Genomic DNA, 21595 nt, shown 5'->3' with positions numbered 1-21595 from the left:
TTAGCGGATGATGCCGCGTTGCGACGCGTCGATGAACTCGACGAACGCCTTGACCGCCGCGTCGCCGTCGCCGCCCGCTTCCGCGAGCTCGCGCAGCTGCACCTTCGCTTCCTCGAACGACAGGCCGTTCTTGTACAGCAGGCGGTAAGCGCTGCGCAGCGCCGAGATCGCATCGGGCGAGAAGCCGCGCCGACGCAGCCCTTCGACGTTGATGCCGTGCGGCTCTGCCTTGTTGCCCGCCGCGATCACGAACGGCGGAATGTCCTGCACGAGCGCCGAAGCGCCCCCGAGCATCGAGTGCGCGCCGATGCGCACGAACTGGTGGACGCCCGACATCCCGCCGACGATCGCCCAGTCGCCGATCTCGACGTGGCCGGCCATCTGCGCGTTGCTCGACAGGATCACGTGGCTGCCGACGGTGCAGTCGTGACCGATGTGCACATAGGCCATGATCCAGTTGTCGTCGCCGAGCGTCGTCACGCCGCCGTCCTGCACGGTGCCCGTGTGGATCGTCGTGAATTCGCGGATCGTGTTGCGGCTGCCGATCACGAGCTTCGTCGGCTCGTCCTTGTACTTCATGTCCTGCGGACGGCCGCCGACCGACGCGTAATGGCCGATGCGGTTGTCTTCGCCGAGCGTCGTATGGCCTTCGATCACGCTGTGCGAGCCGATCGTCGTGCGCGCGCCGATCGTGACGTGCGGGCCGACGATCGCGTACGGGCCGATCTCTACCGATTCGTCGATCTGCGCGCCCGGTTCGACAATCGCGGTGGGATGAATCCTGGTCATGCGCCGTTGCCTCTCGATGTGATGTGTCGCGTTGCGTTGCCTGTGCGTGCCGCGTCGCTCAGGGCGCCACGTCGGTCGTCTTGACCGTGCACATCAGTTCGGCTTCCGCCGCCACCTTGCCGTCCACTTCCGCCACCGCCTTGAACTTCCAGATGCCGCGGATGTAGCGTTCGAACGTCACGTTCAGAATCAGTTGGTCGCCCGGTTCGACCGGACGCTTGAAGCGCGCGCCGTCGATCCCGACGAAGTAGTACAGCGTGTTCTCCGGATCCTTCGGCTGCTCTTCCGAGAAGGTCAGCAGCGCCGCGGCCTGCGCGAGCGCCTCGAGGATCAGCACGCCCGGCATCACCGGCCGCTTCGGGAAATGCCCCTGGAAGAACGGCTCGTTGATCGACACGTTCTTCAGCGCTTTGATTCCCTTGTGCGGTTCGAGTTCGAGCACGCGATCGACGAGCAGAATCGGGTAGCGATGCGGCAGCAGCGTGAGGATCTTGTGGATGTCGAGATTGATTTTTTCAGTGCTCATGATGGTTCGTCTCACGCAGAGGCTGCGCGGTGGTGATGCAAAGGCTGAAGCGGGCCGCCGTGCGGCCCAGTCTGGCAAACCGGGCCGGTTGCGCTGGCCGTGCCCGGTTCGAGGTCTCGCATGATGCGCTCAGGCGCCCGTGCCGCCCTGGGCGGCGAGCGCGGCCTCGAGCGCCTTGATGCGCTCGCGCAGCTTGTCGAGGTTGCGCACGAGCGCGGCGCTCTTGTTCCATTCGCCGTGGTCGACGGCCGGGAACGCGCTGGTATAGATGCCGGCCTTCGGCAGCGACTTCGATACGCCCGAATTCGCGGTGATGATGACATAGTCGCCGAGCGTCACGTGGCCGGCGATCCCGGCCGCGCCGCCGATCATGCAGTGGCGGCCGATCGTCGTGCTGCCCGCGATGCCCGCCTTGCCGGCGATCACCGTGTAGGCGCCGATCCGGCAGTTGTGGGCGATCTGCACCTGGTTGTCGATCTTCACGCATTCGTCGATGACGGTATCCGCCATCGCGCCGCGGTCGATCGTCGTGTTCGCGCCGATCTCGACGTCCGGGCCGATCGATACGCCGCCGACCTGCGGGATCTTGACCCAGCTGCCGGTGCGCGCGTCACCGTCGCCGACGAAATCCGGCGCGAAGCCGAAACCGTCGGAGCCGATCACGGCACCCGAATGGATGATCGCGCGCGGGCCGACCTTGCAGCCGTGGTACACCGACGCGTTCGGATAGATGTGCGAGCCCGCGCCGATCGTCGTGCCGCGGCCGATGAAGACGTTCGCGTCGAGCTGCACGCCGTCCTCGATCACCGCGCCGGCCTCGACCGTCACGTGCGGGCCGATCACCGCGCTCGCGGCGACCTGCGCGGCCGGATCGATCGTCGCGCTCGGATGCACGCCGGCGGCACGCTGCGGCGTGGCCAGATCGATGAACATCTGCGCGACGCGCGCGAAGTACGCGTACGGATTCGGCGTGACAATGAAATTGCGACCCGTCGCGGCCGCGCCCAGCTTTTCCAGATCCTTCGGCGCGATCAGCACCGCGCCGGCGCGGGTCGACTCGACCTGCGACAGGTACTTCGGATTCGCGAGGAACGCGAGTTGCTGCGGGCCTGCCTGGTCGAGCGGTGCGAGCCCGCTCACCTTGCACTGTGCGTCGCCGGCGATCTCGCCGCCGAACCGCTTTACGAGTTCCTCAAGCGTCAATGCCATTCGTCGTCTGCTCCGTTCAGTTCGTCGAGCCGGACGCGAGCGCCTTGAGCACCTTGTCGGTGATGTCGATGCGCGGGCTGACGTACACGGCTTCCTGCACGATCAGGTCGTAATTCTGCTGCTCGGCGATCTGCTTGATGACCTTGTTCGCCTTCTCGAGCACGGCCGCCAGCTCCTCGTTGCGGCGCTGGTTCAGGTCTTCGCGGAACTCGCGCTGCTTGCGCTGGAAGTCGGTATCGAGCTGGGCGAGATCGCGCTGCTTCTGCGCGCGATCGGCCGCCGACAGCGACGCACCGTTCTTGTCCAGCGAATCGGACATCGACTTCAGGCGTGCCGCCAGATCCTGCAGATCCTTGTCACGCTTCGCGAACTCGGCTTCGAGCTTCGTCTGCGCCGCCTTCGCGGGCGCCGACTCGCGCAGGATCCGATCCGAATTGACCGCCGCGATGCGGGCGACGTCCTGTGCGTGCACCGTCGCAGCGCCCAAGGCCAGCGCAACGGTCAGCGCGCACATCACTCGTTTCGAAAACTTACCGGTTAGCAAAATTACCCTCTCGTTGCTGTTGTCATGCGTTCGGTCAGAACGCCGTCCCGATCTGGAACTGGAATTTCTGGTACTGGTCGCCTTCGTGCTTCTGCAGCGGGAAGCCGAGGCTCAGCTTCAGCGGGCCGATCGGCGAGATCCACGCGAGACCCACGCCGTAGCCGTAACGCAGGCCGTTGGCGCCCGTACTCGTGCCGCCCGGCGCGTTGCCCCACACGTTACCGCCGTCGAGGAACGTGAACACGCGCAGCGTGCGGTCGTAGCCCGTGCCCGGCAGCGGGAACGTCAGCTCGATGTTGCCGACGAGCATCTTCGAACCGCCGATCGGGTCGTTCGTCTTCGTGTCGCGCGGGCCCAGCGAGCTCGGCTCGTAGCCACGCACGGAGCCGATACCGCCCGCGTAGTAGTTCTTGAAGATCGGGTACGGGTTGCCGATACCGTTACCGTAGCCGCCTTGCAGGTTCAGGCCCAGGATGAAGCCGCGCGAGAACGAATAGTAGTACTGGGCCTGCAGGTCGGCCTTGTAGTACTGGATCTTGCCGACCGGTACGCCGTACTCCATGTTCGCCTGCGTGAAGTAGCCGCGGCTCGGAATCAGCGCGCTGTCACGCGCGTCGCGCGACCACGCGACCGTCAGCGGCACCGTGTTCGACACGCGGCCGAACTCGTTCACGTAATCCTGGTAGCTCTGCGGCGTGTTCGAATCGACGTCGAGACGGTTCTGCTCGAAGCCGGCGCCGAAGTAGACGGTGTCGACTTCCGAGAACGGAATGCCGAACTTCAGGTTGCCGCCCGCGCTGATGATCCGGAAGCTGGAGCTCGTCGAATAGTAGAGCGGCTGGTACGTGCGGTAGTAGACGTCCGTGATCCGCTTGATGCCGTCGACCGTGAAATACGGGTCGACCTGCGTGACGGTCAGCGTGCGGTAGCTCTTCGCGGTGTTGACGTTCACCGACAGGCTGGTACCCGAGCCGAACACGTTGTCCTGCGACACGCCCGCCGACAGCACGACCTTGTCCGTCGACGAGAAGCCGGCGCCCAGCGTGATCGCGCCGGTCGGCTTTTCATCGACCTTCACGTTCACGTCGACCTGGTCGTTCGTGCCGTCGACCGGCACCGTCGTCACGTCGACGTTGGTGAAGTAGCCGAGACGGTTCACGCGATCCTTCGACAGCGCGAGGCGGTTCGAATCGAACCACGAGCTTTCGAGCTGGCGCATTTCGCGGCGCACGACTTCGTCGCGCGTGCGCGTGTTGCCGACGACGTTGATCCGGCGCACGTACACGCGGCGGCTCGGATCGACGACGAGGTTCAGGTTCACCTTGTGGTTCGCCTGGTCGATGTCCGGCTGCGCGTTGACGGTCGCGAATGCATAGCCGTATTCACCGAGCTTGTCGACGATCGACTTGGTGGTCTGCTGCAGCTTTTCGGCCGAGAAGCGGTCGCCCGGCTTGATCTTGATCAGCTTGCTGAGTTCGGCCTCGCGATCGAGCAGGTTGCCCGACAGCTTGATGCCCGACACCGTGTACGGCTCGCCTTCGTGCAGCGTGACCGTCAGGTACATGTCCTTCTTGTCGGGCGAGATCGACACCTGGGTCGAATCGATGTTGAACTCGAGATAGCCGCGGTTCAGGTAGTACGAGCGCACCGCTTCGAGGTCGCCCGTCAGCTTTTCCTTCGAGTACAGGTCGTTCTTCGTGTACCAGGAGAACCAGTTCGGCGTGGACAGCTGCATCTCGTCGCGCAGCGTGCTGGTGCTGAATGCCTTGTTGCCGATGAAGTTGATCTGGCGGATCTTCGCGCTCGGGCCTTCGGCCACCGCGAACAGGATCGACACACGGTTCGCGTCGACCGGCGTGACCGTCGTCTTGACCTCGGCCGCGTAAAAGCCGCGCGTGAGGTACTGGCGCTTGAGCTCCTGCTCCGCCTTGTCGACGAGCGCCTTGTCGTAATAACGGCCGTCGGCAAGGCCGACCGCGCGCAGCGCCTTCGTCAGGTTGTCCTTGTCGAATTCCTTCGTGCCGGTGAAGTCGATCGACGCGATGGCCGGACGCTCCTGCACCTGCACGATCACGACGTTGCCCTGCGTGGCGATGCGTACGTCGTTGAAAAAGCCCGTCGCGTACAGCGCGCGGATTGCTTCGGATGCCTTGTCGTCCGTGAAGGTATCGCCCTGCTTGATCGGCAGGTAGGCGAACACCGAACCCGCTTCGACGCGCTGCAGCCCCTCGATCTTGATGTCTTGCACCACGAACGGTGCCGCTGCATGCGCCGCGAGGCCGTGCGCGGCGAGCGCGGCCGCTGCAACTGTCTTAGGTACAAAACGATGAGGTTTGAACAACATGCATCCCCAATATTTAGCTGCATCAAATCAGGCGGCTGCCCAGCGGCCGCCGCCTGACGCTTCAGAAATGGATTAACCGAGCCAGATCGTTGAACAGCGCGATCGCCGACAACGCGACGATGCAGATCAACCCGGCTCTTTGCAGAATCAGCTGCCAGCGCTCCGAGACGGCTTTCCCGGTCGCGGCTTCAACCGCATAATATAACAGATGCCCCCCGTCCAAAACGGGAATCGGCAACAAGTTCAGGACGCCAAGGCTAATGCTGACAAGGGCGAGGAACGACAGGAACGCCGACGGACCGAGCCGCGCACTCTTGCCCGCGTAGTCGGCAATCGTCACGGGGCCGGACAGGTTCTTCAGCGACGCGTTGCCCGTGATCATGCGCCCGAACATCCGCAGCGAATACACGGAAATGTCCCACGTGCGATGCGCGCCGAGCCGCAGGCTCTCGATCGGCCCGTAACGCACGTCGACGGACGGCGCATGCATCGACAGCGCCGCACCGATACGGCCGACCTGCTGCCCCGATTCGTCGTCGCGCTGCATCTGCGGCACGATCGACACCGTCTGCGCGGCGCCGTCGCGCTCGATCTGCAGCTCGAGCGACTTGCCCGCATGGTGTTTCACGAAATCGATGAAGCGCGTCGCGCCGCCGATCGGCTTGCCGTCGAGCGCGACCAGCTTGTCGCCGGACTTCAGGCCCGCCTGCTCCGCCGCGCTGCCGGGCTGCACCGACGCGACCGACAGCGTGCCGCCGCCGGTCTCGAAGCCCAGATGGGCCATGAAATCGTCGTCGAGCTGACTTTCGGGAACGTTGCGCAGGTCGACGCGGAAATCGAACGTCGTGTTGCCGTCGCGCGCGCCGAGCACGATCTCGCGGTGATCGAACGCGGCCGCGAGCAGCTTCCAGCGCAGGTCCGACCACGACCTTACCGGCTCGGACTCGCCGCCTTGCGCGTCGCCCGTGCGCACGTTGCGGATCGACACGATCGCCTCACCACCGTCGAAGCCCGCGCGCGCCGCCGCCGTACCGGCGGCCGGCGGCGCGACGATCGCGGCCGGCTCGGTCACACCGGTGGCAAATACGACGGAAAACAGGATAATTGCCAACAGGAAGTTGGCAATCGGCCCGGCCGCGACGATCGCGATGCGCTTGTAGACCGATTGCCGGTTGAACGCCTGGCCGAGCTCCTCGGGCGGGATGCCGGAGCCGGGATCACGTTCGTCGAGCATCTTCACGTAGCCGCCGAGCGGCAACGCGGACAGCGTCCACTCGGTGCCCGTCCGGCGGCTGACCCAGCGCGCGACGGGCTGGCCGAAGCCGATCGAGAAACGCAGCACCTTCACGCCGCACCAGCGCGCGACGCGATAATGTCCGTACTCATGCACGACGACCAGCACCCCGATCGCCACCGCAAACGCGATCAGTTCGACCAGCACGTTCATGAGCACCCCATTCAGACAGTGCGCTCCACGCGTGGCGCAGGCGCTTTGGCAATGATCTCGGCGGCGAGGCGGCGTGCCTCTGCATCCGCCGCCAGGACGTCGTCGAGCCCGTCGGGCGCGCGGTTCGGCAGCGTGTTGAGCACGGCGTCGACCGTCGCCGCAATCGCCATGAAGCCGATGCGGCGCGCGAGAAACGCTTCGACCGCCACTTCGTTCGCCGCGTTCAATGCGGCGCTCGCGATACCGCCTTCCTCGAGTGCCTTCAGCGCGAGCGCGAGGCACGGGAAGCGCGCGTAATCGGGCTTCTCGAACGACAGCTGGGCGATCTGCGCGAGGTCGAGCTGATCGACGCCCGCATCGACGCGCTCGGGGAACGCGAGTGCGTGCGCGATCGGCGTGCGCATGTCGGGGTTGCCGAGCTGGGCGAGCACCGAGCCGTCGCGGTACGACACGAGCGAATGGATCACGCTCTGCGGATGGATCAGCACGTCGATCCGGTCGCCCGGCAGCCCGAAGATCCAGTGCGCCTCGATCACCTCGAGGCCCTTGTTCATCATCGTCGCGGAGTCGACCGAGATCTTGCGGCCCATCACCCAGTTCGGATGCTTGCACGCTTCGTCCGGCGTCACGTCGACGAGCGTGGCCGGTTCGCGCGTGCGGAACGGGCCGCCCGACGCGGTCAGGATGATCTTCGAGATCCCGCCGTGCTCGTTCTCGTCGCGCGGCATGCACTGGAAGATCGCGTTGTGTTCGCTGTCGACCGGCAGCAGGATCGCGCCATGGTCGCGCACGGCGTCCATGAAGATCGCGCCCGACATCACCAGCGATTCCTTGTTCGCGAGCAGGATGCGCTTGCCGGCGCGCGCGGCCGCGAGGCTCGGCGCGAGGCCGGCCGCACCGACGATCGCCGCGACCACCGTGTCGCAGCCGTCGCTCTTCGACACGTCGACGAGCGCCTGCGGCCCGTGCAGCACGGTCGTCTTGCTGCCCGCCGCACGCAGCTTCGCTTCGACGTGCGCGGCGGTCGCGGCATCGCCGACCACCGCCACTTCAGGTGCGAAGCGCAGGCATTGCTCGACCAGCTTGTCGCCGTTGCGGTGTGCGGTCAGCGCGTAGACCGAGAAGCGCTCGGGATGGCGCGCGACCACGTCGAGCGTGCTGTCTCCGATCGAGCCCGTGGAACCGAGCAATGTCAGACGTTTTTGCATAACAGAAATAGTGGTTTAACCAAGCAGCAGCATCGCGAGCGGCAGCACCGGAAGCAGCGCGTCGACACGGTCGAGCACGCCGCCATGGCCAGGCAGCAGTCCGCTCGAATCCTTCACGCCCGCCTGCCGCTTCAGCAGCGACTCGAACAGGTCGCCGATCACGCTGTACGCGACCAGCAGCGTCAGTGCGGCCCACGCGCCGGGCATTCCGTAACGCACGGCGAACGCGGAAAACAGGGTCGGCTCGAACGCGTGCACGACCATCGCGACACCGGCGACGACCATCACGGCGAGCCAGCCGCCGATCGCGCCTTCCCAGCTCTTGCCGGGGCTGATCGTGATGGCCAGTTTACGCTTTCCGAAGGCCTTGCCCGCGAAGTATGCGCCGATATCGGCCAGCCAGACGACCAGAAGCAGCGACAACACGAACGGCACGCCCAGCGCGCGCGCCGCGACGAGCGCATGCCAGCAGGCCGCAAAGACCACGAGGCCGGCCGCCAGCAGGAACGGCCGCCAGACGCCGCCCGCGAGTTCGGGCTTGCGCCGCAGCGCGAACGGGCCGACCAGCAGCCAGAACACGCCGGCTGCCATGAAAAGGGGACGGGACGAAGCCGCATCGACGCCGAGCGGCACCGTTGCCGCGAGCGCAAGCGCCGCGACGACTGCATAGACGACCGGGCCGGCGCCGCCGAGCTTGAGCAGGCGCGCCCATTCCCACGCGGCGAACACGAGCACGACGCCGATCAGCGCGCCGAACGCGGTGAGCGGCGCGAACAGCGTCACCGGCAGCAGCACCGCCAGCATCACGATCGCCGTGATCACACGGGTTTTCAGCATGAAAGGGAGTCGGCGTTCTGCGATTGCGGTTCGAGCTGTGCGCTCGTGCGGCCGAAACGACGTTCGCGCTCCGTATACGACGCCATGGCGTCGGCCAGTGCCGCGCCGTCGAAATCCGGCCAGTATTTGTCGGTGAAATAGAATTCGGCGTACGCGAGCTGCCACAGCAGGAAGTTGCTGACACGCTGCTCGCCACCGGTACGGATGAAGAGATCGGGCTCCGGCGCATAGGCCATCGCCAGGTGCGGCGCGAACGCGTCCTCGGTCACTTCGACCTCGCGCCCTTCGCGCACGGCCTGCTCGACGAGCTTCTTCGTCGCCTGCAGGATGTCCCACCGGCCGCCGTAATTGGCCGCGATGGTGAGCGTAAGACGGGTGTTGCGCGCCGTCTTGGTTTCGGCGCGGCGAATCAGTTCGCGGATGCGCGGCTCGAAACGGTCGAGATCGCCGACGACACGCAGGCGGATCCCGTTCGCATGGAGCTTGCCGACCTCGCGCTCGAGCGCGGTGATGAAGAGCCGCATCAGGAACGACACTTCGTCGTTCGGCCGGCGCCAGTTTTCCGAACTGAACGCGAACAGCGTCAGGTATTCGACGCCGGCGCGCGCGCAGCCTTCGACCACCGCCCGCACGGCATCGACGCCGCGGGTATGCCCCGCGACGCGCGGCAAGCGGCGTTCGGTCGCCCAACGGCCGTTGCCGTCCATGATGATCGCGATGTGACGCGGCACGACACCGACGTCAGGCACGCGAACGGTAGAGCTGGTATAGGTCATGGCCGTTGAGACAGTTGCGGGAAGAAGGCGGCGCGCGAGGACGGTCGTCAGACCGTCATGATCTCGGCTTCCTTGGTCTGCACGAGCTTGTCGATTTCGGCAACGTGCTTGTCGGTCAGCTTCTGCACGTCGTCGCTCGCACGGCGCTCGTCGTCTTCCGAGATTTCCTTGTCCTTCACGAGCTTCTTGAGCGCTTCGTTCGCGTCGCGGCGCAGGTTGCGGATCGCGACCTTGGCCGTTTCGCCTTCGCCCTTGACGACCTTGGTCAGTTCGCGGCGGCGCTCTTCCGTCAGCGCGGGCATCGGCACGCGGATCAGGTCACCGGCCGTAGCCGGGTTCAGGCCCAGGTCGGCTTCGCGAATGGCCTTCTCGACCTTCGCGACCATGTTCTTTTCCCACGGCTGCACGCCGATCGTGCGCGCATCGACGAGCGTCAGGTTAGCGACCTGCGAGATCGGCACCATCGACCCGTAGTAGTCGACCTGCACGTGATCGAGCAGACCGGTGTGTGCACGGCCCGTACGGATCTTTGCCAGATCGTTCTTGAACGCTTCGATCGAGCGCTGCATCTTTTGCTCGACGCCCTTCTTGGTATCAGCGACACTCATTTCAACCTCCGAACCTTCTAACCTTCAAAGAACGCGGGCCCTGCCCGGCGCGTCCGGCGCGCCGCGGCCGATGGCCCGCATCCGCGGGAGTTTACACGTGGACGAGCGTACCTTCGTCCTCGCCCAGCACGATGCGCTTGAGCGCGCCCGGCTTGTTGATCGAAAACACGCGAATCGGCAGCTTCTGGTCGCGGCACAGCGCGAAGGCCGTCGCGTCCATCACCTGCAGGTTGCGGCTGATCGCCTCGTCGAACGTGATCGTCGTGTAGCGCGTGGCCGACGGATCCTTCTTCGGATCGGCAGAATATACGCCATCGACCTTGGTCGCCTTCAGCACGACCTCGGCGCCCACTTCCGAACCGCGCAGCGCGGCGGCCGTGTCCGTCGTGAAGAACGGGTTGCCCGTACCGGCCGCGAAGATCACGACGCGGCCTTCCTCGAGCTGGCGAATCGCGCGGGGCCGGATGTACGGCTCGACAACCTGGTCCATGCGCAGCGCGGACTGCACGCGCGCCTCGATGCCGGCGTGGCGCATCGCGTCCTGCAGCGCCAGCGCGTTCATCATCGTCGCGAGCATCCCCATGTAGTCCGCCGTCGCGCGATCCATGCCGGCCGCGCCACCCGCGACACCGCGGAAAATATTACCGCCACCGATCACGACCGCGAGCTGCGTACCGAGACGCACGACTTCGGCGATATCGGCCACCATCCGTTCGATCGTCGCGCGATTGATGCCGAAGGCATCGTCGCCCATCAGCGCTTCGCCGGAGAGTTTGAGGAGGACGCGTTTATAGGCATTGGACATAGGGGCTTCCGAGCGACGAGAGGATGACAACCACGAACTGTAGGGGCGAAATACTGATTCGGGCAAGCGCCGACGGTCGAACCGGGTTTCCCGGCCGGCCGGCGGCGGCGCCGACCGCGGCGGAGCGGACGCCCGCCGCGGATACTGCCTGACTGCTTACGGCTTACTGCTGCTTTGCTGCTGCGACTTGCGCGGCCACTTCGGCGGCGAAGTCGTCCTGGCGCTTCTCGATGCCTTCGCCGACGACGAACAGCGCGAACTTCTGCACTGCCGCATTCGCTGCCTTCAGCATCTGCTCGATCGTCTGCTTGTCGTTCTTCACGAACGTCTGGTTCAGCAGCGACACTTCCTTCAGGTACTTCTGGACGCTACCGTCGACCATCTTCGCGACGATCTCGGCCGGCTTGCCCGATTCCGCAGCCTTCTGCTCGGCCACGCGGCGTTCCGTCTCGATCAGTTCCGCCGGCACGTCAGCCGACGACAGCGCGACCGGCTTCATTGCCGCGATGTGCATCGCGACGTCCTTGCCGACCTGCTCTTCCGCGCCCGTGTACTCGACGATCACGCCGATACGCGCGCCGTGCAGGTACGTTGCGATCTTGTTCGCGGTTTCGAATCGGACGAAACGGCGGATCGAGACGTTCTCGCCGATCTTGCCGATCAGGGCCAGACGCACTGCGTCGACCGTCGAGCCTTCGAGCGGCAGTGCCGACAGCGCTGCCACGTCGGCCGGGTTCTGCGTCGCGACGAGTTCTGCAACCGTCTTCGAGAATGCGAGGAAGTCGTCGTTCTTCGCGACGAAGTCGGTTTCGCAGTTCAGCTCGACCAGCGCGCCTGCGTTGCCGCCGACGAACGATGCGACGACGCCTTCTGCCGTCACGCGCGATGCCGCCTTGCTCGCCTTGTTGCCGAGCTTGACGCGCAGCAGCTCTTCAGCCTTGGCCAGATCGCCGTCGGCTTCCGTCAGCGCCTTCTTGCACTCCATCATCGGTGCGTCGGTCTTCGCGCGCAGTTCTGCCACCATGCTTGCGGTAATTGCCGCCATCATTCGCTCCTTGAGTCTGTATTCACAACGCCGCCCGCTTGGACGCGAACGGCCGAAAATCGTTTCCGGACCCGCGCCGATTCGGCGCGATCAGGTCCGGCGCACAAGCTTAAAAAAAGGGGGCCTGTTGAGAGCCCCCTTTTTGCGCCGGCTCGGGGCCAGTTACGCGTTTTCCTCGACGTACTCATCGTCGCCGCGTGCGGCCTGGACCACTTCGTTGACCGCGTTCGCACGGCCTTCGAGGATCGCGTCGGCCACGCCTTCGGCGTACAGCGCGACTGCCTTGCTCGAGTCGTCGTTACCCGGGATCACGTAATCCACACCTTCCGGCGAGTGGTTCGTATCGACCACGGCGATGACCGGCACGCCCAGCTTGTTCGCTTCCGTGACGGCAATCTTGTGGTAGCCGACGTCGACGACGAAGATTGCGTCCGGAATGCCGCCCATGTCCTTCACGCCGCCGATCGACTTCTGCAGCTTCGCGATTTCGCGTTCGAACAGCAGCGCTTCCTTCTTGCTCATCTTCTCGAGCTCGCCTGCCTCGACTGCCGCTTCCATGTCCTTCAGGCGCTTGATCGATACCTTCAGCGTCTTGAAGTTGGTCATCATGCCGCCGAGCCAGCGTGCGTTGACGTACGGCATGCCCGCGCGTTGCGCTTCCTGGGCGATCGTGTCACGCGATTGACGCTTCGTGCCGACGAACAGGATCGTGCCGCGGTTCGCTGCCAGCTGGCGCACGTACTTCTGTGCGTCCGTGAACATCGGCAGCGTCTTTTCGAGGTTGATGATGTGAATCTTGTTGCGGTGACCGAAAATGAACGGAGCCATCTTCGGGTTCCAGAAGCGCGTCTGGTGACCGAAGTGGACACCCGCTTCCAGCATTTGGCGCATCGTAACTGCCATGTAAATTCTCCACGAGGGTTGGGTCTTAAGCCGGCCGCCGTACCGCCGCACGAACCTGCCCCGAAAGGCACGATTTCCGCGCGGCCGGCACCCTGGTTGCGCCGGCTTGCGATTCGGCACGTGCAAAACGCCCGTGCCGTAAGCCTTTCACCGCGATGCCGCCCCGGAATGGGGCACTACGGCATTTGGATGTCGACTTAGCCAAAGAGTATAGCACGCCGATTTGTCCGCTCTCAAGTCGCTCACCACTTTCGCTTGCCGCGCGGCAGCCGGCCGGACAATCCGCGAAAACCCGCACCCGCACCGCCGGCAGGGGCTGCGACGCCTGCCAGAAGGTGCGATAATCCGTCAATTCACCGCATTCCAGGCATACCTCGATGGCTATTACGCTCAAAAACGAACACGATATCGCCGAGATGCGCGTCGCCTGCCGTCTCGCGAGCGAAGTGCTCGACTTCATCACGCCGCACGTCGTCGCGGGCATCACGACCGCCGAACTCGACCGCCTCTGCCACGAGTTCATGCTCAACGAACAGGGCACGATCCCGGCACCGCTGAACTACCAGCCGCCCGGCTACCCCCCGTACCCGAAGGCCACCTGCATTTCGGTCAACGACGTGATCTGCCACGGCATTCCCGGCGAGAAGGTGATCAAGAACGGCGACGCGCTGAACATCGACATCACCGTGATCAAGAACGGCTACTTCGGCGACACCAGCCGGATGTTCATCGTCGGCGAGGGCTCGATCCTCGCGAAGCGCCTCGTGCAGACCACCTACGAATGCATGTGGCTCGGCATCGACCAGGTCAAGCCCGGCGCGCACCTCGGCGACATCGGCTACGCGATCCAGAAGCATGCTGAAGCGCAAGGCTACAGCGTCGTGCGCGAATACTGCGGCCACGGCATCGGCACGGTGTTCCACGAGGATCCGCAGGTCGTCCACTACGGCCGTCCGGGCACCGGCATCGAACTGAAGGCCGGGATGATCTTCACGATCGAGCCGATGATCAACGCCGGCAAGCGCGACATCCGCACGATGCCCGACCAGTGGACGGTCAAGACGCGCGACCGCAGCCTGTCGGCGCAGTGGGAGCACACGGTGCTCGTCACCGAAACCGGCTACGAGGTGCTGACCGTGTCGGCCGGCACGCCGGCACGCCCCGTGTTCGCGCAACCGGCCGCCGCGGTCTGAGCGCCGTCGCGCCAGCCCGCCCTATCCGCACCACCTGCACCTGACCGGCCGCCCATGAGCGCTCACGCCGCCCCCTCGCCCGACGCGCTGTCGCGGCGCGCCGAATTCAAGGCCGCCAAGACGGAGATGCTCGAGCGCTTTCGCCGCGCGACGAACGTCGCGTCCCTGATGCACGCGCTGTCGAAACTCACCGACGATGCGCTCAAGCGCGTGTGGGACGACTGCGGGCTGCCCGCGACGCTGGCACTCGTCGCCGTCGGCGGCTACGGGCGCGGCGAGCTCGCACCCTATTCCGACGTCGACATCCTCGTGCTGCTGCCCGATGCGCACGACCCCGCGCTCGACGCACGCATCGAACGCTTCATCGGGATGGCGTGGGATCTCGGCCTCGAGATCGGCAGCAGCGTGCGCACGGTCGCGCAGTGCATCGAGGAGGCGTCGCAGGACGTCACGGTGCAAACGTCCCTGCTGGAAGCGCGCCGCATCGTCGGCAGCACCGCGCTGTTCGAGCGCTTCACGGTGCGCTACCACGAGGCGCTCGACGCCCGCGCGTTCTTCACCGCGAAGGTGCTCGAGATGCGCCAGCGCCACGCGAAGTTCCAGGACACGCCGTACAGCCTCGAGCCGAACGTGAAGGAAAGCCCCGGCGGGCTGCGCGACCTGCAGACGATCCTGTGGATCGCGCGCGCGGCGGGCTTCGGCAGCAGCTGGCGCGAACTCGACACGCGCGGCCTCATCACCGATCGCGAAGCGCGCGAGCTGCGCCGCAACGAAGGCTTCCTGAAGACGCTGCGCGCGCGGCTGCACGTGATCGCCGGCCGCCGCCAGGACATGCTCGTGTTCGACCTGCAAACGCAGGCGGCCGAGAGCTTCGGCTACCAGCCGACGCAGACCAAGCGCGCGAGCGAGCAGCTGATGCGCCGCTATTACTGGGCCGCGAAAGCCGTCACGCAGCTCGCGACGATCCTGATCCAGAACATCGAGGCGCAGCTCTTTCCCGCGACGAGCGGCATCACGCGCGTGCTGTCGCCCGACCGCTTCGTCGAGAAGCAGGGGATGCTCGAGATCGTCGACGACGGCGTGTTCGAGCGCCATCCCGACGCGATCCTCGAAGCGTTCCTGCTGTACGAGACGACCCGCGGCGTGAAGGGCCTGTCCGCCCGCACGCTGCGCGCGCTATACAACTCGCGCGAGATCATGAACAACGCGTGGCGCCGCGATCCGCAGAACCGCGACACGTTCATGCGGATCCTGCAGCAGCCCGAAGGCATCACGCACGCGTTCCGGCTGATGAACCAGACGAGCGTGCTCGGCCGCTATCTGCTGAACTTCCGCCGCATCGTCGGCCAGATGCAGCACGACCTGTACCACGTGTACACGGTCGACCAGCACATCCTGATGGTGTTGCGCAACATCCGCCGCTTCGCGGTGGCCGAGCACGCGCACGAATATCCGTTCTGCAGCCAGTTGATCGGCAACTTCGAGCGCCCGTGGGTGCTGTATGTCGCCGCGCTGTTCCACGACATCGCGAAGGGCCGCGGCGGCGATCACTCGACGCTCGGGATGGCCGATGCGCGGCGCTTCTGCCGCGAGCACGGCATCGCCGGCGACGACGCGTCGTTGATCGTGTGGCTCGTCCAGCATCACCTGACGATGAGCCAGGTCGCGCAGAAGCAGGACACGAGCGACCCCGAAGTCATCAAGCGCTTTGCCGAAGTCGTCGGCAACGAACGCTACCTCACCGCGCTGTACCTGCTGACCGTCGCCGATATCCGCGGCACGAGCCCGAAGGTGTGGAACACGTGGAAAGGCAAGCTGCTCGAGGACCTGTACCGCATCACGCTCGCGGTGCTCGGCGGCGCCAACCCCGACGCGCATTCGGAGCTGAAGTCGCGGCAGGAGCAGGCGCTCGCGCTGCTGCGCCTCGAGACCGTGCCCGAGGACGCCCATCGCGCGCTGTGGGACCAGCTCGACGTCGGCTTCTTCCTGCGTCACGACGCAGCCGACATCGCGTGGCAGACACGCGTGCTGTACCGGCACGTGAACGCCGAAACCGCGATCGTCCGCGCGCGGCCGTCGCCGATCGGCGACGCGCTGCAGGTGCTCGTGTACGTGAAGGATCGCCCGGACCTGTTCGCGGGCATCTGCGCGTATTTCGACCGCAACGGGCTGTCGGTGCTCGACGCGCGCGTCAGCACGACGCGGCACGGCTATGCGCTCGACAACTTCATCGTCACGCAGACCGAACGCGACGTGCGCTACCGCGACATCGCGAATCTCGTCGAACAACAGCTCGCGTCGCGGCTCACCGAAACCGCACCGCTGCCGGAGCCGTCCAAAGGCCGCCTGTCGAGGCTGTCCCGGACGTTTCCGATCACGCCGCGCGTCGACCTGCGGGCCGACGAGCGCGGCCAGTACTACATCCTGTCCGTGTCGGCCAACGACCGGCCGGGCCTTCTCTATTCGATCGCGCGCGTACTCGCCGAGCATCGGATCGGCGTCCACGCGGCGCGGATCAATACGCTCGGCGAACGCGTCGAGGACATCTTCCTGCTCGCGGGTGCCGGCCTGTCCGACAACCGCCTGCAGATCCAGCTTGAAACCGAGTTGCTGCGTGCGATCGCAGTCTGAATGAATTCCAGCGTTTATGCGCACCAAACTAACCGTCAAGAATCCGAAGCCGGCGTCGCCGACCCGCGCCCCTGTCCGCTCCGGCAGCCTCGTCGCCCGCAAGGCGGTGCGTCCCGCTGCGCCGCCCGCAGGGGACAAGCCGGCCCGCCCGAAGAAGGCCGCCCCGGCCGCCGCCGGCGAACGCTCGTTCAAGCCGCGCGGCGCGCCAGGCGCCGAGCGCCCGGGCGCGGATCGCGCACCGGCCAAGCGTGCGCCGCGTGACGGCGGTGCCGAACGCGGCACGCGCGCGCCGTATCGCGACAACGCGGCCGGCGAAGGGGCGAAGCGCAGCTTCGGCGATCGCCGCCCGTCGTCCGATCGTCCGCCGCGCCGTGATGACGATGCCCGCCCGCGTCGCGCAGGTGGCGACGACGACAAACGCTCGTCGTATCGCGACAAGGCAGCTGGTGAAGGTGCAAAGCGCAGCTTCGGCGATCGCCGCCCGTCGTCCGATCGTCCGCCCCGCCGTGATGACGACGCCCGTCCGCGTCGCGCGGGTGGCGACGACGACAAACGCTCGTCCTATCGCGACAAGGCAGCCGGTGAAGGTGCAAAGCGCAACTTCGGCGACCGCCGCCCGTCGTCCGATCGTCCGCCGCGCCGTGATGACGACGCCCGTCCGCGTCGCGCAGGTGGCGACGACGACAAACGCTCGTCCTATCGCGACAAGGCAGCCGGTGAAGGTGCAAAGCGCAACTTCGGCGACCGCCGCCCGTCGTCCGATCGTCCGCCGCGCCGTGATGACGACGCCCGTCCGCGTCGCGCAGGTGGCGACGACGACAAACGCTCGTCCTATCGCGACAAGGCAGCCGGTGAAGGTGCAAAGCGCAACTTCGGCGACCGCCGCCCGTCGTCCGATCGCCCGCCCCGCCGCGATGACGATGCCCGTCCGCGTCGCGCAGGCGCCGACGACGGCAAGCGCCCGTCCTATCGCGACAAGACGGCCGGCGAAGGCGCGAAGCGCAGCTTCGGCGACCGCCGCCCGTCGTCCGATCGTCCGCCGCGCCGCGATGACGATGCCCGTCCGCGCCGCGCTGGCGCCGACGACGGCAAGCGCCCGTCCTATCGCGACAAGACGGCCGGCGAAGGCGCGAAGCGCAGCTTCGGCGACCGCCCGGCTCGCCCCGCGCGCGACGGCGAACGCCGCTCGTTCGGTGCGGTCAAGACCGCGCAGCCGGTCAAGCGCGCGGCGGCCGACGTCGACTACGGCGACGAAACGGGCCTGATGCGCCTGTCGAAGCGGATGTCCGAGCTCGGCATGTGCTCGCGCCGCGAAGCCGACGAATGGATCGAAAAGGGTTGGGTGCTCGTCGACGGCGAACGCATCGACACGCTCGGCACCAAGGTCCGCGCCGACCAGAAGATCGAGATCGACGAGCGCGCGAGCGCCGCGCAGGCCGCGCAAGTGACGATCCTGCTGCACAAGCCCGTCGGTTATGTGTCGGGCCAGGCGGAAGACGGCTACGAGCCGGCAGCCGTGCTGATCACGCGCGCGAACCGCTGGAGCGGCGACCATTCGCCGGTACGCTTCTCGCCGCAGCACCTGCACGCGCTCGCACCGGCCGGCCGCCTGGACATCGATTCGACCGGCCTGCTCGTGCTGACGCAGAACGGCGTGATCGCGAAGCAGCTGATCGGCGAGCAGTCGGATATCGACAAGGAATACCTGGTGCGCGTGCGCTTCGGCGAACGGCTGATCGACATCGACCAGCACTTCCCGGCGGAATCGCTCGCGAAGCTGCGCCACGGCCTCGAGCTCGACGGCGTCGCGCTGAAGCCCGCGATGGTGAGCTGGCAGAACGGCGAGCAGTTGCGCTTCGTGCTGCGCGAAGGCAAGAAGCGCCAGATCCGTCGCATGTGCGAACTGGTGGGTCTCGACGTGATCGGCCTGAAGCGCGTCCGGATGGGCCGCGTGACGCTCGGCGCACTGCCGCAGGGGCAATGGCGCTATCTGTCGGCCGACGAGACGTTCTGACCGCCGGCGCGCCACACGTGCGCCATGCAATGAAAAAGCCCGCGCAAGCGGGCTTTTTCTTGTCTGCGAGAAACCGGGAAAGCAGAGGGATCAGTCGTCGGAAGCCGGATCGAGCCCCGGGAACAGCACTTCCGTGAAGCCGAAGCGCGTGAAATCGGTGATCCGCATCGGATACAGCTTGCCGATCAGGTGGTCGTATTCGTGCTGGACGACACGTGCGTGAAAACCGTCGGCGACACGATCGATCTTCTCGCCGAACTGGTCGAAGCCGCTGTAGCGCACCTTCGCGTAGCGGCTGACGACGCCGCGCATGCCCGGCACCGACAGGCAGCCTTCCCAGCCCTCCTCCATGTCCGGCGGCATGTATTCGACCTTCGGGTTGATCAGCACGGTCTCGGGCACCGGCGGCGCTTCCGGGTAGCGGTTGTTGTTGCCGAAGCCGAAGATGATGATCTGCAGCCCGACGCCGATCTGCGGCGCGGCCAGGCCGGCGCCGTTCGCATGGTGCATCGTCTCGAACATGTCCGCGACGATCTCGTGCAGCTCGGGTGTATCGAACCGCTCGACCGGCTTGGCGACTTCGAGCAGGCGCGGATCGCCCATCTTCAGGATCTCGCGAATCATGGCGTATTGCCCTCCAGGAGTTGGTGCAGGCCGTCTTCGTCCAGCACGGGGATGCCGAGTTCCTCGGCCTTCGCGAGCTTGCTGCCGGCTTCGGCGCCCGCGACCACGTAATCCGTCTTCTTCGATACCGAACCGGCCACTTTCGCGCCCGCCGCTTCGAGCATTTCCTTCGCGGCATCGCGCGTGAGCGTCGGGAGCGTGCCCGTCAGCACGACGGTCTTGCCGGCCAGCACGCCCTGCGGCGCCTTCGGCGCGGGCGGCCCTTCCGGCCACGTCACCTTGCCCGGTGCGCGCAACTGCTCGATCACGGTCCGGTTGTGCTCTTCCGCGAAGAACTGATGAATCGACTCGGCGACGATCGGCCCGACGTCGTTGACTTCGAGCAGCTCTTCGATCGACGCGTCCATGATCGGCGTGAGCGAGCCGAAATGCTTCGCGAGATCCTTCGCGGTCGATTCGCCCACGTGGCGGATACCGAGCCCGTAGATGAAGCGCGCGAGCGTCGTGTGCTTCGCCTTCTCAAGCGAGTCGAGCAGGTTCTGTGCGGACTTCTCGGCAAACCGGTCGAGCTCGGCGAGCGTCGCAAAGCCGAGATTGAACAGGTCGGCCGGCGTGCGCACGAGATTCAGTTCGACGAGCTGGTCGATGATCTTCTCGCCGAGACCGTCGATGTCGAGCGCGCGGCGCTGCGCGAAGTGCCACAGCGCCTGCTTGCGCTGCGCCGGGCAGAACAGGCCGCCCGTGCAGCGCGCGATCGCCTCGTCCGGCAGGCGCTCGATCTTCGAGCCGCACACCGGGCATTCGGTCGGCATCACGAATTCGGCCGCATCGGCCGGGCGCCGGTCGAGCAGCGCACCGACCACCTCGGGGATCACGTCGCCGGCGCGGCGCACGATCACGGTATCGCCAATCCGGATGTCCTTTCGGCGCACCTCGTCCTCGTTGTGCAGCGTCGCGTTGGTCACCGTCGCCCCGCCGACAAACACCGGCTCGAGGCGCGCGACCGGTGTGATCGCGCCGGTGCGCCCGACCTGCACGTCGATCGCGACGAGCTTCGTCAGCGCTTCCTGCGCGGGGAACTTGTGAGCAAGCGCGAAGCGCGGCGCACGCGACACGAAGCCGAGGCGCTCCTGCTCGTCACGCCGGTTGACCTTGTAGACGACACCGTCGATGTCGTAGGGCAGCGACTCGCGCTTCTCGCCGACCTTGCGGAAGAAGTCGAGCAAGCCCTCGGCGCCCTGCACGACCGCGCGCTCGCGGTTCACGGGCAGGCCGAGCGACTCGTACCAGTCGAGCAGCGCGCTGTGCGTATCGGGCATCGGCATCCCGTCGAGCACGCCGATCCCGTACGCGAAGAACGAAAGCGGACGCTGCGCGGTGATCTTCGAGTCGAGCTGGCGCAGGCTGCCGGCCGCGGCGTTGCGCGGGTTCGCGAATTCGCGCTGCTCGGCCGCGCGCTGGCGTTCGTTCAGGCGTGCGAAATCGCGCTTGAACATCAGCACCTCGCCGCGCACGTCGAGTACGGCCGGCACGTTCTTGCCCTTCAGCTTCAGCGGAATCGAGCGGATCGTGCGCACGTTCTCGGTCACGTCCTCGCCGGTCGTGCCGTCGCCGCGCGTCGACGCCTGCACGAATACGCCCTGCTCGTAACGCAGCGAGATCGCGAGACCGTCGAACTTCAGTTCGCACGCGTAGTCGACCGGCTCCGTCACCGAACCGGCGAGATCGGTCGCCTTGTCGAGCGCATCGGCGACGCGCTTGTCGAACGCGACGATGTCCTCGTCGGCAAAGCCGTTGTTCAGCGACAGCATCGGCGCATCGTGGACGACCGGCGTGAAGCCGCCGGCCGCCTCGCCGCCCACGCGCTGCGTCGGCGAATCGGGCGTCACGAGTTCGGGATGATCGGTTTCGAGCTGCTGCAACTCGCGAAACAGTCGGTCGTACTCGGCGTCGGGCAGATCCGGCTGATCGAGCACGTAGTAGGCGTAGTTCGCCCGCTCGAGTTGGTCGCGCAGCCACGCGGCGCGCGCGTCGGGCTGGCTGGCTGGCGGTTCGGCTTGGGTTCGGGCCATGCTGGCGGCAGATTCGTTCT

18 protein-coding genes are annotated in these 21595 nt (G+C 66.3%); 3 read left to right on the top strand and 15 right to left on the bottom strand.

Going from position 1 to position 21595, the window contains the following annotated elements:
* From lpxA to rpsB, 13 genes are all read right to left on the bottom strand, one after another.
* Entirely contained in the window at positions 1 to 789 is a 789-nt protein-coding gene (lpxA, locus tag ABIC51_RS04675; RefSeq protein WP_021159113.1) for an acyl-ACP--UDP-N-acetylglucosamine O-acyltransferase, read from the bottom strand.
* Between the two features lie 58 nt (positions 790 to 847).
* Positions 848 to 1315: a 3-hydroxyacyl-ACP dehydratase FabZ gene (fabZ, locus tag ABIC51_RS04670; protein WP_021159112.1), complete on the bottom strand. Its 468-nt coding sequence runs from the start codon at positions 1313 to 1315 to the stop codon at positions 848 to 850.
* A gap of 129 nt (positions 1316 to 1444) precedes the next feature.
* On the bottom strand, positions 1445 to 2524 hold the full coding sequence (gene lpxD / locus ABIC51_RS04665) for a UDP-3-O-(3-hydroxymyristoyl)glucosamine N-acyltransferase (protein WP_146252830.1): 1080 nt from the start codon (positions 2522 to 2524) through the stop codon (positions 1445 to 1447).
* A gap of 16 nt (positions 2525 to 2540) precedes the next feature.
* The gene (locus ABIC51_RS04660) at positions 2541 to 3038 is read right to left on the bottom strand and encodes an OmpH/Skp family outer membrane protein (protein ID WP_011549544.1); all 498 of its coding nucleotides are present in this window, start codon (positions 3036 to 3038) and stop codon (positions 2541 to 2543) included.
* 64 nt (positions 3039 to 3102) lie between these two features.
* The gene (bamA, locus tag ABIC51_RS04655; protein WP_057056463.1) at positions 3103 to 5412 is read right to left on the bottom strand and encodes an outer membrane protein assembly factor BamA; all 2310 of its coding nucleotides are present in this window, start codon (positions 5410 to 5412) and stop codon (positions 3103 to 3105) included.
* Positions 5413 to 5473: 61 nt separating this feature from the next.
* Positions 5474 to 6859, bottom strand: coding sequence for an RIP metalloprotease RseP (gene rseP / locus ABIC51_RS04650; protein ID WP_175899040.1), 1386 nt, complete (start codon positions 6857 to 6859; stop codon positions 5474 to 5476).
* Between the two features lie 11 nt (positions 6860 to 6870).
* On the bottom strand, positions 6871 to 8067 hold the full coding sequence (locus tag ABIC51_RS04645; protein ID WP_027787091.1) for a 1-deoxy-D-xylulose-5-phosphate reductoisomerase: 1197 nt from the start codon (positions 8065 to 8067) through the stop codon (positions 6871 to 6873).
* Between the two features lie 15 nt (positions 8068 to 8082).
* Complete coding sequence (locus ABIC51_RS04640) at positions 8083 to 8904, bottom strand: phosphatidate cytidylyltransferase (protein ID WP_027787090.1); 822 nt, start codon at positions 8902 to 8904, stop codon at positions 8083 to 8085.
* A complete protein-coding gene (gene uppS / locus ABIC51_RS04635) occupies positions 8898 to 9680 on the bottom strand; it encodes a polyprenyl diphosphate synthase (RefSeq protein ID WP_006478494.1) in 783 nt (260 codons plus the stop codon). Before uppS ends, ABIC51_RS04640 begins: the two co-directional genes overlap by 7 nt.
* Before the next feature lie 47 nt (positions 9681 to 9727).
* Positions 9728 to 10288: a ribosome recycling factor gene (gene frr, locus ABIC51_RS04630; RefSeq protein WP_027787089.1), complete on the bottom strand. Its 561-nt coding sequence runs from the start codon at positions 10286 to 10288 to the stop codon at positions 9728 to 9730.
* Positions 10289 to 10379: 91 nt separating this feature from the next.
* Positions 10380 to 11093: a UMP kinase gene (gene pyrH, locus ABIC51_RS04625; RefSeq protein WP_011352459.1), complete on the bottom strand. Its 714-nt coding sequence runs from the start codon at positions 11091 to 11093 to the stop codon at positions 10380 to 10382.
* 163 nt (positions 11094 to 11256) lie between these two features.
* Positions 11257 to 12138, bottom strand: a complete 882-nt coding sequence (gene tsf, locus ABIC51_RS04620) for a translation elongation factor Ts (protein ID WP_021159104.1) — start codon at positions 12136 to 12138, stop codon at positions 11257 to 11259.
* A 162-nt stretch (positions 12139 to 12300) separates the two neighbouring features.
* Positions 12301 to 13041, bottom strand: a complete 741-nt coding sequence (gene rpsB, locus ABIC51_RS04615; protein ID WP_006483818.1) for a 30S ribosomal protein S2 — start codon at positions 13039 to 13041, stop codon at positions 12301 to 12303.
* Positions 13042 to 13418: 377 nt separating this feature from the next.
* On the opposite strand from rpsB, the gene map reads away from it, so the two are divergent.
* Genes map through ABIC51_RS04600 form a run of 3 tightly spaced genes read left to right on the top strand, consistent with a single transcriptional unit; the run spans position 13419 to position 18879 of the window.
* The gene (gene map, locus ABIC51_RS04610) at positions 13419 to 14234 is read left to right on the top strand and encodes a type I methionyl aminopeptidase (protein WP_021159103.1); all 816 of its coding nucleotides are present in this window, start codon (positions 13419 to 13421) and stop codon (positions 14232 to 14234) included.
* Between the two features lie 54 nt (positions 14235 to 14288).
* The gene (locus ABIC51_RS04605; RefSeq protein WP_027787088.1) at positions 14289 to 16865 is read left to right on the top strand and encodes a [protein-PII] uridylyltransferase; all 2577 of its coding nucleotides are present in this window, start codon (positions 14289 to 14291) and stop codon (positions 16863 to 16865) included.
* Positions 16866 to 16881: 16 nt separating this feature from the next.
* On the top strand, positions 16882 to 18879 hold the full coding sequence (locus ABIC51_RS04600) for a pseudouridine synthase (protein ID WP_354006378.1): 1998 nt from the start codon (positions 16882 to 16884) through the stop codon (positions 18877 to 18879).
* A 90-nt stretch (positions 18880 to 18969) separates the two neighbouring features.
* Here the strand turns inward: ABIC51_RS04600 and def are convergent, their stop codons facing one another.
* Together def and ligA are read right to left on the bottom strand one after the other, a co-directional pair.
* A complete protein-coding gene (gene def / locus ABIC51_RS04595) occupies positions 18970 to 19503 on the bottom strand; it encodes a peptide deformylase (protein ID WP_059532269.1) in 534 nt (177 codons plus the stop codon).
* The gene (ligA, locus tag ABIC51_RS04590) at positions 19500 to 21575 is read right to left on the bottom strand and encodes an NAD-dependent DNA ligase LigA (protein ID WP_027787085.1); all 2076 of its coding nucleotides are present in this window, start codon (positions 21573 to 21575) and stop codon (positions 19500 to 19502) included. Before ligA ends, def begins: the two co-directional genes overlap by 4 nt.
* Positions 21576 to 21595: the final 20 nt, after the last annotated feature.

Source organism: Burkholderia sp. 572, from assembly GCF_040545135.1.
Lineage (GTDB): Bacteria > Pseudomonadota > Gammaproteobacteria > Burkholderiales > Burkholderiaceae > Burkholderia > Burkholderia cepacia.
This window is presented reverse-complemented; position numbering and strand designations above follow the sequence as displayed.

Coding starts and splice junctions, on each gene's coding strand:
- lpxA (WP_021159113.1), bottom strand. CDS start 789: ATGACCAGGATTCATCCCACCGCGATTGTCGAACCGGGCGCGCAGATC.
- fabZ (WP_021159112.1), bottom strand. CDS start 1,315: ATGAGCACTGAAAAAATCAATCTCGACATCCACAAGATCCTCACGCTG.
- lpxD (WP_146252830.1), bottom strand. CDS start 2,524: ATGGCATTGACGCTTGAGGAACTCGTAAAGCGGTTCGGCGGCGAGATC.
- ABIC51_RS04660 (WP_011549544.1), bottom strand. CDS start 3,038: ATGTGCGCGCTGACCGTTGCGCTGGCCTTGGGCGCTGCGACGGTGCAC.
- bamA (WP_057056463.1), bottom strand. CDS start 5,412: ATGTTGTTCAAACCTCATCGTTTTGTACCTAAGACAGTTGCAGCGGCC.
- rseP (WP_175899040.1), bottom strand. CDS start 6,859: ATGAACGTGCTGGTCGAACTGATCGCGTTTGCGGTGGCGATCGGGGTG.
- ABIC51_RS04645 (WP_027787091.1), bottom strand. CDS start 8,067: ATGCAAAAACGTCTGACATTGCTCGGTTCCACGGGCTCGATCGGAGAC.
- ABIC51_RS04640 (WP_027787090.1), bottom strand. CDS start 8,904: ATGCTGAAAACCCGTGTGATCACGGCGATCGTGATGCTGGCGGTGCTG.
- uppS (WP_006478494.1), bottom strand. CDS start 9,680: ATGACCTATACCAGCTCTACCGTTCGCGTGCCTGACGTCGGTGTCGTG.
- frr (WP_027787089.1), bottom strand. CDS start 10,288: ATGAGTGTCGCTGATACCAAGAAGGGCGTCGAGCAAAAGATGCAGCGC.
- pyrH (WP_011352459.1), bottom strand. CDS start 11,093: ATGTCCAATGCCTATAAACGCGTCCTCCTCAAACTCTCCGGCGAAGCG.
- tsf (WP_021159104.1), bottom strand. CDS start 12,138: ATGGCGGCAATTACCGCAAGCATGGTGGCAGAACTGCGCGCGAAGACC.
- rpsB (WP_006483818.1), bottom strand. CDS start 13,041: ATGGCAGTTACGATGCGCCAAATGCTGGAAGCGGGTGTCCACTTCGGT.
- map (WP_021159103.1), top strand. CDS start 13,419: ATGGCTATTACGCTCAAAAACGAACACGATATCGCCGAGATGCGCGTC.
- ABIC51_RS04605 (WP_027787088.1), top strand. CDS start 14,289: ATGAGCGCTCACGCCGCCCCCTCGCCCGACGCGCTGTCGCGGCGCGCC.
- ABIC51_RS04600 (WP_354006378.1), top strand. CDS start 16,882: ATGCGCACCAAACTAACCGTCAAGAATCCGAAGCCGGCGTCGCCGACC.
- def (WP_059532269.1), bottom strand. CDS start 19,503: ATGATTCGCGAGATCCTGAAGATGGGCGATCCGCGCCTGCTCGAAGTC.
- ligA (WP_027787085.1), bottom strand. CDS start 21,575: ATGGCCCGAACCCAAGCCGAACCGCCAGCCAGCCAGCCCGACGCGCGC.